12 protein-coding genes are annotated in these 12291 nt (G+C 54.7%); 3 read left to right on the forward strand and 9 right to left on the reverse strand.

Features of this window, described 5'->3' with window-relative positions; genetic code table 11:
• Positions 1 to 61 precede the first annotated feature (61 nt).
• From corA to GHC22_RS23040, 8 genes are all read right to left on the reverse strand, one after another.
• Entirely contained in the window at positions 62 to 1012 is a 951-nt protein-coding gene (corA, locus tag GHC22_RS23010; protein WP_003017920.1) for a magnesium/cobalt transporter CorA, read from the reverse strand.
• Positions 1013 to 1166: 154 nt separating this feature from the next.
• Positions 1167 to 1223 (reverse strand): YsgD/CorL family protein, encoded by a 57-nt coding sequence (gene ysgD, locus GHC22_RS24760; RefSeq protein WP_212723238.1) that lies wholly within the window; start codon positions 1221 to 1223, stop codon positions 1167 to 1169.
• 247 nt (positions 1224 to 1470) lie between these two features.
• Positions 1471 to 3633 carry a DNA helicase II gene (gene uvrD / locus GHC22_RS23015; RefSeq protein ID WP_003828957.1) on the reverse strand — a complete coding sequence of 721 codons (2163 nt, stop codon included), beginning with the start codon at positions 3631 to 3633 and terminating at the stop codon, positions 1471 to 1473.
• An 88-nt stretch (positions 3634 to 3721) separates the two neighbouring features.
• A complete protein-coding gene (yigB, locus tag GHC22_RS23020; protein ID WP_008787086.1) occupies positions 3722 to 4438 on the reverse strand; it encodes a 5-amino-6-(5-phospho-D-ribitylamino)uracil phosphatase YigB in 717 nt (238 codons plus the stop codon).
• Entirely contained in the window at positions 4438 to 5340 is a 903-nt protein-coding gene (gene xerC, locus GHC22_RS23025) for a tyrosine recombinase XerC (protein ID WP_103015294.1), read from the reverse strand. The genes yigB and xerC overlap by 1 nt, the downstream gene beginning before the upstream one ends.
• A complete protein-coding gene (locus tag GHC22_RS23030) occupies positions 5337 to 6044 on the reverse strand; it encodes a DUF484 domain-containing protein (RefSeq protein ID WP_008787084.1) in 708 nt (235 codons plus the stop codon). The genes xerC and GHC22_RS23030 overlap by 4 nt, the downstream gene beginning before the upstream one ends.
• Positions 6041 to 6865: a diaminopimelate epimerase gene (gene dapF, locus GHC22_RS23035; RefSeq protein WP_003017933.1), complete on the reverse strand. Its 825-nt coding sequence runs from the start codon at positions 6863 to 6865 to the stop codon at positions 6041 to 6043. The genes GHC22_RS23030 and dapF overlap by 4 nt, the downstream gene beginning before the upstream one ends.
• A 49-nt stretch (positions 6866 to 6914) precedes the next feature.
• Positions 6915 to 7118, reverse strand: a complete 204-nt coding sequence (locus GHC22_RS23040) for a lipoprotein (protein WP_003017937.1) — start codon at positions 7116 to 7118, stop codon at positions 6915 to 6917.
• Between the two features lie 138 nt (positions 7119 to 7256).
• Between GHC22_RS23040 and cyaY the strand changes: the two genes are divergently transcribed.
• Complete coding sequence (gene cyaY / locus GHC22_RS23045; RefSeq protein WP_003828967.1) at positions 7257 to 7577, forward strand: iron donor protein CyaY; 321 nt, start codon at positions 7257 to 7259, stop codon at positions 7575 to 7577.
• A gap of 76 nt (positions 7578 to 7653) precedes the next feature.
• Here the strand turns inward: cyaY and cyaA are convergent, their stop codons facing one another.
• Entirely contained in the window at positions 7654 to 10200 is a 2547-nt protein-coding gene (cyaA, locus tag GHC22_RS23050) for a class I adenylate cyclase (protein ID WP_153754010.1), read from the reverse strand.
• 393 nt (positions 10201 to 10593) lie between these two features.
• Here cyaA and hemC point away from each other — a divergent pair, with 393 nt between their 5' ends.
• Both hemC and hemD read left to right on the forward strand, forming a co-directional pair.
• Positions 10594 to 11535, forward strand: coding sequence for a hydroxymethylbilane synthase (hemC, locus tag GHC22_RS23055; RefSeq protein WP_003828972.1), 942 nt, complete (start codon positions 10594 to 10596; stop codon positions 11533 to 11535).
• Positions 11532 to 12272, forward strand: coding sequence for a uroporphyrinogen-III synthase (gene hemD, locus GHC22_RS23060; RefSeq protein WP_153753935.1), 741 nt, complete (start codon positions 11532 to 11534; stop codon positions 12270 to 12272). Before hemC ends, hemD begins: the two co-directional genes overlap by 4 nt.
• Positions 12273 to 12291: the final 19 nt, after the last annotated feature.

The raw sequence follows: 12291 nt of genomic DNA on the forward strand, positions 1-12291 counted from the left end.
TGGCGCTTCGCTTATCCGGCCTACAAAAGCACATCGCCGTAGGCCGGATAAAGTACAGTGATTACAGCCAGTTCTTGCGCTTAAAGTACAGATACGGCGCCAAACCCGCGAGCATCATAAAGACAATCGCGCCCGGGTAACCGAAGCTCCAGTGCAATTCCGGCATAAACTCAAAGTTCATCCCGTAGCTGGAAGCCACCAGCGTCGGCGGCAGGAATACCACAGAAACCACCGAGAAGATCTTGATGATGCGGTTCTGCTCGATGTTGATAAAGCCCATCGCCGCCTGCATCAGGAAGTTAACCTTCTGGAACAGCGATTCATTATGAGGCAGCAGTGACTCGATATCGCGCAGGATCTCACGCGCCTGCTCCAGCTGACTGCCCGGCAAACGCGCTTTACGTACCAGGAAGTTCAGCGCGCGCTGGGTATCCATCAGACACAGACGTACCTTCCAGCCGATATCTTCCAGTTCCGCCAACGTCGACAGCGCTTCGTCATACTCATCGCCCTGACGCCCTTCCATGATCACACGGCTGAGTTTTTCCAGGTCGCTGTAGATGTTTTCGATTTCATCTGCCAGCTGTTCAATTTTGGTTTCGAACAGGTCGAGCAACAGCTCGTAAGCGTTACCATCCACCATCGCCTGGTTACGCGCACGCATGCGGTACAGGCGGAAGGCCGGCAGTTCGCGCTCGCGCAGAGTAAACAGGCGGCCTTCGCGAATGGTAAATGCGACGGTTGAGTTACCCGCGTGATCGTCGGCGTCTTCGTAAAAGAAGAAGGAGTGGATGTGCAGACCGTCTTCGTCTTCAAAAAAACGTGCGGATGCTTCGATGTCTTCCAGTTCAGGGCGCGTAGCCAGATTCTGGCCCAAGTCCTTTTGCACACGGTTTCGTTCTTCGTCATCCGGCTCGACTAAATCGACCCAAACCGAACTGGCCAGGTGCTCGATCTCGTCTGCCTCAAGGCGAGTTAAACGATTGTTTTCCAGTTGAAATGCGCTCAGCATGACCGGGACTCCCAATGCAAAAAATTATCGGACAGTTCGGAGGGCACACAGAAACAAATTGGGTTTCAGACCATTAAACAGCCTGACTCAGCGCGACGGGAAAAAACAGAAGGTCGCTGACAACCGCGAAGGCTATCAGCAAAAAGGGATAGCCTTAGGAGTTGATCCTGGATGACAGGATAATGAGCCAGTATCTACTGGGTGTGTCCAAGGCGAATGTCCTCTTAGCGTAATCGTGCGCGCATGTTACGCCAGCAAAATTTTGACGTCAACACGCAACGGATGGCGAAAAAGTAATAATTTCCCCTTATACAGAAAGGTTAGCAGAGGGGAATTATTTATCTATGATTTCAGAATATTAACCGACAGATAGCCGGATGGCGGCTTCGCCTTATCCGGCCTACAAATCAAAATATTACGTTCCGCGTAGGCCTGATAAGCGCAGCGACATCAGGCGATCATACCGTTTCCAGTCTGGCGTAGGCGGCAACCAGCCATTTGATCCCCTGCCCCTGGAACGCGACCTGCAAACGACTGTGTTCGCCGCTTCCTTCCAGGTTGACGATGGTGCCCTCGCCAAATTTAGCGTGGCGCACGCGCTGGCCGAGCTTATAGCCGGTATCATTTTCCGCCATTGGCGTGCCCATCCGCTGATGGCTCACCGGGCGGCTGACAGTGGCGCGCAAGCGAACCTCTTCAACGCACGCTTCCGGCAGTTCGCCGATAAAGCGCGACGGACGATGGTAAACCTCTTTGCCGTACAGACGACGCGTTTCGGCGTAGGTCAGCGTCAGCTTTTGCATTGCGCGGGTCACGCCTACGTAAGCCAGGCGGCGCTCTTCTTCGAGGCGACCGCCTTCGTCCAGCGACATCTGGCTGGGGAACATGCCTTCTTCCATCCCGACGATAAACACCTGCGGGAACTCCAGACCTTTCGCCGAGTGCAGCGTCATCAGTTGTACCGCGTCCTGCCAGGTATCCGCCTGCCCTTCGCCCGCTTCCAGCGCAGCGTGAGACAGGAATGCCTGCAGCGGCATTAAGTCTTCGTCTTCTTCGTTGTAGCTGAACTGGCGCGTTGCCGTCACCAGTTCGTCTAAGTTTTCGATACGCGTCTGGCCTTTCTCGCCTTTTTCCTGCTCGTACATCATGCGCAGGCCGGAGTCTTTAATCACCCGGTCAGTCTGCACGTGCAGCGGCATATCGGCGGTCTCCTGCGCCAGTGCGTCAATCAGCTCCATAAAGCGCTGTAAGGCGCTGGCGGCGCGACCCGCGAGGGCTTTTTCCTGCAACAGCTCACGACAGGCCTGCCACAACGTTAGCTGGCGGTCACGGGAGGTCTGACGCACCACATCCAAAGTACGATCGCCAATCCCGCGGGTGGGCGTATTCACCACGCGCTCAAATGCGGCGTCGTCATTGCGGTTGGCGATCAGGCGTAGGTAGGAAAGCGCATCTTTGATTTCCTGGCGTTCGAAGAAGCGCATCCCTCCATAAATCCGATACGGCATGCTGGCCTGTAACAACGCCTCTTCCAGTACGCGCGACTGGGCGTTGCTGCGATACAGAATGGCGCATTGCTCCAGCGCACCACCGTTGTCCTGCCAGGTCTTGATACGATTGACCACAAAGCGCGCTTCATCGAGTTCGTTGAACGCGCAGTACAGCGAGATCGGTTCGCCGTCGACGCCGTCGGTCCACAGCTTTTTACCCAGACGCCCGTTGTTGTTTTCAATCAGGGCGTTGGCCGCGCTGAGGATATTGTTAGTCGAGCGGTAGTTCTGCTCCAGGCGAATAGTTTCTGCGCCGGGGAAGTCCGTAAGGAAGCGCTGGATGTTCTCCACCTGCGCTCCGCGCCAGCCGTAGATTGACTGATCGTCATCGCCGACGATCATTACCTTGCCGGTATCGCCCGCCAGCAGGCGGATCCACGCGTACTGAATGTTGTTGGTATCCTGAAATTCGTCCACCAGGATATTGGTAAAACGTTCGCGGTAGTGCTGCAGGATATGCGGTTTGTTGAGCCACAGCTCGTGGGCGCGCAGCAGCAGCTCGGCGAAATCCACCAGCCCCGCGCGGTCACACGCTTCCTGGTAAGCCTGATACACTTTCTGCCAGGTTTGCTCAACCGGGTTGCCGTAGCTTTGCAGATGATGCGGACGCAGCCCTTCGTCTTTCTGGCTGTTGATGAACCACATCGCCTGACGCGGCGGCCACTGCTTCTCATCAAGGTTCATCGCCTTGATCAGACGCTTGAGCAAACGCAGTTGGTCTTCGCTGTCGAGGATCTGAAAATCCTGCGGCAGGTTCGCATCCATATGGTGCGCGCGCAGCAGACGGTGGGCCAGACCGTGGAATGTACCTACCCACATACCGCCCTGGCTGGTTCCCATGATCTGGCCGATACGGTGGCGCATTTCCGCCGCCGCTTTGTTGGTAAAGGTCACCGCCATAATGGAGTACGGCGAGTTGTTCTCAACCGTCAGTAACCAGGCTATACGGTGCACCAGCACGCGCGTTTTACCACTCCCCGCGCCTGCCAGAACCAGCATGTTGCTGCGTGGCGCGGCCACCGCTTCACGCTGTTTATCATTAAGGCTGTCGAGCAGGTAAGAAACGTCCATTGGCACCGCCGCGTAAAAGTAGGTAAGGCGGATAAGCGTAGCGCCATCCGCCAAAAAGCTGGGTATATATACAGAGTTCTGCTGGTGATTATATCAGCGAGGTCAGAGATGCCAACTGTGAAATTTCGATATGCGGAAGCAAACGACTGTCTGCGGTTTGCATCAGGTCGGCATTTTCCGGTTTGATCCAGCAGGCCTGCATACCACAACGGATGGCGCCCGCGACGTCCGTCGTCAGGTCATCACCCACGTGCAGAATCTCACCCACAGGCATTTTCAGTTTTTCCGCCGCCAACGTGTACATGTCGCTAAACGGTTTTGATCGTCCGTCGGGACCGGCACGCAGCACAAACTCAAAGTAATCACCCAGGCCAAACAGTTCCGGCTGCGCGTTACCGTTGGTGATCGCCACCAGCGGCCATTTGCGGGCCAGCGCCTTCAGCGTGTCATGCGTCGGCTGCGGGACTTCAATGCGGCTACGCCATTTGGCAAAATTCATCATCGCCGCATTCGCCCCCATTCTGGCTTCTGCCGCTGACAACCCCGCCTCCAGCATAGCGCGCTCTACGGCACGGTGACGCCATTGGGTAACATCGTGGTAGATTTCCGGCTCGGCGTCACGAACGGCCTGACGTAAGCGCTGTAGGTCGCTATTTTGCAGCGAATTCAACGCCGGATGGTAATTCTGTACAAACGCGAGCGCTTCCTGCTCGGTGCGTGTGATAACGGGACGGTTATCGTAAAGGGTGTCATCAAGGTCAAAGGTGAGCGCAGAAATGCGCCCCAAAGGCCGGTAAAAACGCATTATTTCCCCCGTTTGGCGCGCGGATGCGCCGCATCGTACACTGAAGCCAGGTGTTGAAAATCAAGATGGGTATAGATTTGAGTCGTGGAGAGATTGGCATGACCCAATAACTCCTGCACTCCGCGCAGATCGCCGCTCGACTCCAGCATATGCGTCGCAAAGGAGTGACGCAATTTGTGGGGATGTACGTGGCTGTTCAGCCCCTGCTTGATACCCCATTCAGCAAAGCGTTTCTGCACATTACGCGCCGAGATGCGTTTGCCCAGTTTGGACAGAAATAGCGCATCGTCATCGCTGCCAAATAGCCCGCGTAGATCCAGCCAGTGCTCAATCCACGCCACCGCGTTGCGGCCAATCGGCAGGCGACGCTCTTTACTGCCCTTACCCATCACCCACACTTCGCCGGTGTCGAGGTCGAGATGTTTAATATCCAGCCCAACCAACTCAGATAAACGCAGACCCGCGCCGTACATCACTTCCAGCATTGCTCTATCGCGCACGGCAAGGGGATCGTTGAGATCGATATCCAGCAGACGATTAACATCGTCGACATCGATGTTTTTAGGGAGATGACGCGGTGCTTTCGGCGCGGAAACGCTTTTTGCCGGATTGGCTTTCAGCTCGCCCTGATTAACCAGCCAATCGAAGAAACTGCGTAACGCGGAGAGACGCAGTGCCAGACTCGCCGGCCCCAGTCCTTTACGACGGCTGCGAACAGCAAAACTACGTACCATCGCAGCATCACATTGTTGCCAGCTTTGCAGACCGGTCTCTCCGGCTAACGCAATGATGGCATCAAGCTGACGCTGATAATTAAGCAATGTGACCGGGCTAAGCTGACGCTCAACGCCCAGATAGCGCAAAAAGCGCGCCACATCCTGAGAAAGGGGTGAATCGGTCATACGCGTTCAATCCAGCGCTCCAGCAGTTCCGGCAACATCAGCGAGATTTCCTGCAGCAATTGCGTGCCTTGCCCCTGCTGGTAATGATTAACGTCACGGCTGCTAAACAGCATCACGCCCAGAGAGCCATCTTGCCCGAGCATCGACATCGCCACCGAGCCTATGGCTTTCGCCTCCGGCATCATGACCAGCAATTCCGGACCATTGAGCGGCCCAAGATAGTGCTGTGACTGACCCAGACGCTGGATACGCAGCGGTTCAAAAGCCTGACGGCTTAATGCCAGATGGGTGAATTTTGATGGCGCGCCAAGTCGCCAGCGATCCGGGAACAGACGAACCGTCGCTCCGGCCAGCCCTAACTCACGCGCCCAGCGATGAAATCGCATCAGCATGTCGTCAAGACTGCTGGCCGACACCAGCCGCCCTTGCAGATTTAACAGACGATAGAACAGGCTTTCATTGGCGTTGGCTTGTTCCATCAACAACGCCATGTTCTCTTCCAGCACGTTAATATGATTACGTGCCCGCGCCATATGCCATTCCACTAAAGAGACCGTGCCCCGCACTGGGTGCGGAACTCGCATCGCTTCAACGGCCTGGGCATTACGGATAAAAAACTCAGGATTACGTTGCAGGTAATCGACGACCGCCCGGTCGTCCAGCTCCATGAGCGTTTCCTGTAGTTCTTCCCCTGGTTGCTTCATAAGTGAATAAATCCGTCGTAGACATGTGCCGCCGGGCCAGTCATATACAGCGGATGACCCGGACCTTTCCAGGCGATATCAAGTCGACCGCCCGGTAATTCCACCCTCACTTCTTCTGCCAGCAGACCCTGCTGGATACCGACCGCAACGGCAGCGCACGCACCGCTGCCGCAGGCCTGCGTTTCACCCGCGCCGCGCTCATAGACGCGCAGTCGGATATGCTCGCGTTTTACCACCTGCATAAATCCGATATTGGCGCGTTCAGGGAAGCGTTCGTGGCTTTCCAGAACCGGTCCCAGTGTTTCTACCGTGGCCGTATCAACATCATCAACCTGAATCACGCAGTGCGGGTTCCCCATTGAAACCACGCCGCACAATACTGTCTGTTCGGCCGCGCGCATAATATAGGTCTTCTCTGCTTTGTTAGCGCGAAAAGGAACCTGCGAGGGTTCAAAATTGGGTTCGCCCATATTCACCCGCACCAGCTCGTCGTCGGTGACGGTTAATACCATACGACCATTCGCGGTACTGACGCGAATATCACGTTTATTAGTCAGCCCTTTCAGGCGAACAAAACGGGCAAAACAGCGGGCGCCATTGCCACACTGTGACACTTCACTGCCGTCGGCATTAAAAATACGGTAGTGGAAATCCAGCTCCGGATCATACGGAGGCTCAACCACCAGCAGTTGATCAAATCCAACGCCGAGATGTCTGTCGGCCAGGCGGCGGATCAGCTCTGGTGAGAAAAAGACATTCTGCGTTACCGCGTCGACGACCATAAAATCGTTGCCAAGGCCATGCATTTTAGAGAATTGCATCATTCACTCCGTTCACGCGGGTACAGAAATGTAAAATCTATTCCTGCCGTTAGTAATTCACCTGAGAAGGCCCATCACTAATCCCACGATCGTTTTTCTCAGGCGTGGTGGATTGCGATTGCGGCTGAACGCTCTTGGTCGGAGGCGGCGCGGTTTTATCAGCTGGCGGGAAATAGAGCGGGCCTTTTAACCCACAGCCCGTCAGGCTGAACAGAGTAAAAATGACAGCGAGTGGCTTTAACACGTTTTTCATTATGGATTGCCTGTAAAGTTCATGCTTTCTGTTTTCTATCATCGCAGGAGAAGGCGTAAAAGCAAGAGTTTGGCTAAAAACTGCATCGCGATTTATTCCACGTTATACTGCGGGCATCACGAAAAATAGGATAAGAAAATGAACGACAGTGAATTTCATCGCCTTGCTGACACCCTTTGGATGACCATTGAAGAACGTCTGGATGACTGGGATGGCGACAGCGATATCGATTGTGAGATCAACGGCGGCGTGCTGACCATCAGCTTCGAAAACGGCAGCAAAATTATCATTAACCGTCAGGAGCCGCTCCACCAAGTGTGGCTTGCGACCAAACAGGGCGGCTACCACTTTGACCTGAAAGGCGACGAATGGATCTGCGACCGAAGCGGCGAAACGTTCTGGGATCTGTTGGAACAAGCGGCAACGCAGCAGGCGGGTGAAGAGGTGAGCTTCCGCTAAGCTTTAGTGCCGGATGCGCTTTGCTTATCCGGCCTACTGTAGGCCCGGTAAACATAGCGCCACCGGGCAAGTTAACTCACGAGAAATACTGCTGTAACAGCGGCGTGTCGTTGTCCTGACTGGCTGGCGGAACGGCGCTTATCGGTTGGGTACGAAACGGAATCACCTGCGCGCGCCCGTCGGCTTTCACAATCTGATAGAACTGCGGCAGGTTAAAGTTGATGAAGCTGGAGCCGTAGGTAAAACGATCGTGCGACGATGAGTAGAAACGGCTGACGTCTCGTACCAACTCCTCTTTGCTACCTTCGCAGTGGTGATACACCTCGGCCCGATTGCTTTCGTCCAGAATGTAGATATTAAAGCCCTGCTCATCACCCGTTTCTTCGAAAAAGAACTGAATAATCCCTTCACTGGCAAAACCGTCGACCACCGACGGCAGTTTCACATGGTTGGTCTCAACCTGGACGGAAAGCCCGTGCAGTTTGTTATGTGAAATCGCGCCATAGAATTCAATTGCGTTTTCCAGCTTCTGTACCGAAACGTTCAGGCGCTCGAAGAACAATCCCCACGTCTGGCCGGAAACACGCAGCGCTTTGAAACGTCCGGTTTCCTGACGGGTACTGGAGAGGCGTAGCTCGATGCACTCAGACACCAGTTGCTGGACGCGGGTGCGAATTAAACCGCGCAGATGCTGGCTATAGCAGAAGACCTCAACGCTATCTGGCGGCGCGGCATCCTGGTGCATTTTGCCCAGAATCGTTTTTAACGCTTCAATCATCGCCTGCTCGCCGTTGAAGTGCAGCGTACGCACTTCGTTCCACGAGTTGCGGTATAGCAGGTCGACGCTTCCTACCAGGCAATTTTGCTCTTCGCCAAAGCTGAAGACGTCCAGCTTACGGAAATCAAAATGTACCACCTGATTGCGAAATGCTGCCGTTGGGTCATATTCGAGGTTAACGATAATCGCCAGATGGCGAATTTCGCATGGGCTATAGAGCGCTTTCGGCGTTGGTGCAGGCAGCCGCAGCGGGAAGTGGTGCGACACGTCGGCGACCATTTCCTGCAGCTTCGGCAAATCAACAATGCCGTTGCCCTTAATAAACAAATGCGTACGCGAGGTCAGCAGGCCGTTGAACCAGGCCCACGCCACCAGCTTGTTGAGATAGCGGTTATATTCCAGCGGCTGATGGCTGATGATCGAGTCCATGTTCGGCGCGCGGTTGTAGAGATACCAACCTGAACGGTTGGCACGACCCGGCGGTACATGGATAAAGGTCAGATTCGGTTCCGAGAGATCCGGAGATATCTGTGGGTTCACCAGCGTGACTTTACCCGGCAACGCTTCAAACGCGGCATACAGCTTACGGGTCAGCACGCCGATATCCTGCGGGCTGGCGCTGACGCTGAGGTTATTGCGCCGCGCAAAGCGGATCAGATTACGATAGCTCTGCATCATCGCATCGAGCAGTTCGTTATGCGCTTCGCGTACCTGGTCAATCTTCCAGTTAGCGCGGTTATCCAGCATGGTCAGACGGGCGTCATCCCAGCCCCACTCTTTCACTAACTGACTTAATACTTCACGACGCCAGCCCACGCAGGCGCGCTCACGGCTCAGTTTCTCACACACTTTTAAGTAGAAACATCGACGCACTAAATCCAGGCGCGTCGGATCTTCGATCGCCGTGAGGTACTCGGTAACGCGCTCCAGCATCATGCAGTAAGGGTCGAGACCAAAAGAGACGATCTCGCCATCGTGCAGGCGCTGTTTAATATCTTTCGCCAACAGGCGTGGATTTGGGTATTCCCAGGAATAGGCTTCCAGCAGCAGCGTTTTCAGCACCGCTTTGTACGGGGAGTCGATACTCTTGTACAACTGCCAGAGGCTGGCGCCAAAGTACTCTTCGGCGGAAAGCGAACTGAGTCCGCCGAGATCCAGCCATTCGTTTGGCGTTAGCACCCCCTGCGCGTAGAGCGTCATGACGTAATCGTCGTAATGCTCTTCTTCGTCGCCAGGCACCATATTCCACAGAATACGTTTACCCGCGAGGCGCACAGCGGTGCGATAGAATTCATCAAGCAACAGGATATGCTGCGTCGAGCCACAGTCTTCACCACCCAGACTGCCGCTTTCATTGTGACGGAAACGGTTTTCATCAATCAGGAAGAAACTGACCTCCACGCCCAGCGAGGCGGCCCAGCTTTCCAGCAGGCTGCATTTACGCTGCAGCAGCTGGCGCTCTTCGCTATCCAGCCAGGATTGATGGCAGACCCAGATATCAAGGTCAGAGGAACAGCTTTGCCCTACCGAAGAGGTGCTGCCCATTGAGTAAACGCCGGTGATCGGCAGTTCGCCCTTGGGAGGATCCTGCGGCGACATACCGCGGTACAGTTCCAGTTCGTTCAGGTAGTGGCGTTGGGTTTCATCAGGCGTGTAAAAGCATATGCCTTTGGGAACGTTACCATCGAGGTAACCCGGCATCAGCGGATGGTGGTAGTGCAATAATGTCGGCAGCAGACTGTATACCTGCTGGAAGGCAGGTCCCATGGCAGCAAGCGCGCGATCCACACGCAGTTGATTTATGGCATCCAGTCTCTGTTTCAGAGTCTCAATATAGAGGTACAAGACGTATCGCCTGATGTTGCTATCCGTCATGTTGTCGATTGCCGCGGCGCAAGCGCTCACAATAATCGCCATCAATTCGGATAAACCGTATGTCAAAAATAACCGTTACCTGTTTTTCGCCCATATTTTTTATGCTGTTCAGCCGAAAAAATGGTCTAAAACGTGATCAATTTAACACCTTGCTCATTGACCGTAAAGAAAGATGCGCTACATACAAGTGTAGCACCGTTCGTTACGTGTAAATTCCTTCATACGGTCGGGAGGTTTCTCGTCATTATTCACTGCCAGTGATGATGCTGCGCCTTTTCCTCTCACTTACGTTTGAGCGTAACGCTGACATCCCTTTGATAAGGATGTTAGGATGGTCAATGATTGATAATGACGGTAACAAGCATGTTAGACAATGTTTTGAGAATTGCCACACGCCAAAGCCCCCTTGCGCTCTGGCAGGCACATTATGTCAAAGACGCCTTAATGGCAAACCACCCCGGTCTGATCGTGGAACTGGTTCCTATGGTAACCCGTGGCGATGTGATCCTTGATACCCCACTGGCGAAGGTCGGGGGGAAAGGGTTGTTTGTTAAAGAGCTGGAAGTCGCGCTGCTGGAAAAACGCGCCGATATCGCCGTGCATTCCATGAAGGATGTGCCGGTTGAATTCCCTGACGGTCTTGGGCTGGTCACCATTTGTGAGCGAGAGGATCCGCGTGATGCTTTCGTATCAAATAAGTACAACTCGCTGGATGAACTCCCCGCAGGCAGCATCGTCGGGACATCCAGTTTGCGCCGCCAGTGCCAGTTGGCGAAGCGTCGCCCGGATCTCGTCATCCGTTCGCTGCGCGGCAACGTAGGCACGCGCCTCAGCAAACTGGATAACGGCGATTATGACGCCATTATTCTGGCGGTCGCCGGATTAAAACGTTTAGGTCTTGAGTCGCGAGTCCGCACCGCTCTGCCGCCGGAAGTCTCCCTGCCCGCTGTCGGGCAAGGCGCAGTAGGCATAGAATGTCGACTGGATGATATGCGCACTCAGGCACTGTTAGCGCCGCTCAACCATGAAGAGACCGCGCTACGCGTCAAAGCAGAACGCGCCATGAACACCCGCCTGGAAGGGGGATGTCAGGTACCTATTGGCAGCTATGCCGAAATCATCGACGGTGAGATTTGGCTACGTGCGCTGGTCGGCGCGCCAGACGGTTCACAGATGGTATGCGGAGAACGTCGCGGCGCTACACAAGATGCCGAACAGATGGGCATCTCTCTGGCAGAAGAACTGCTGGAGAACGGTGCGCGCGCCATTCTGGCGGAAGTTTATAACGGAGAAGCCCCCGCATGAGTATTCTGGTCACCCGCCCGTCTCCCGCAGGGGAAGAGTTAGTGAGCCGACTGCGCACACTGGGGCAGGTGGCCTGGAGTTTTCCGCTCATCGAGTTTTCACCTGGTCGGGAACTGGCAACGCTTGCTTCCCGACTGTCGGCGCTGACGGAGAACGATCTGGTCTTCGCCCTCTCGCAGCACGCCGTTACCTTTGCAGATGCCGAACTTCGCCAGCAAGAGAAAAGCTGGCCATCCCTTCCACGTTATTTTGCCATTGGCCGTACAACGGCGCTGGCGCTGCATACTGTTAGCGGCTTCAATATTCACTACCCTCTGGATCGGGAAATTAGCGAAGTCTTGCTACAATTACCTGAATTACAAAATATTGCGGGAAAACGCACACTTATATTACGCGGCAACGGTGGCCGGGAGCTGATAGGTGAAACCCTGACGGCACGCGGAGCCGATGTCGATTTTTGTGAATGTTATCAACGCAGTGCAAAACATTACGATGGTGCGGAAGAAGCGATGCGCTGGCAATCCCGTGGCGTAACCACGGTGGTTGTCACCAGCGGAGAGATGCTACAACAGCTCTGGTCGCTCATTCCGCAGTGGTATCGTGAGCACTGGTTACTACGCTGTCGGCTGTTGGTCGTCAGTGAGCGTCTGGCGCACCTCGCCCGGGAACTGGGCTGGCAAGATATTAAGGTCGCTGATAACGCCGACAACGATGCGCTACTACGCGCATTACAATAACTCTCATAATGGGATGCCA

Source organism: Citrobacter sp. H12-3-2 (genome assembly GCF_009649895.1).
In the GTDB taxonomy this organism is placed as follows: domain Bacteria; phylum Pseudomonadota; class Gammaproteobacteria; order Enterobacterales; family Enterobacteriaceae; genus Citrobacter; species Citrobacter portucalensis.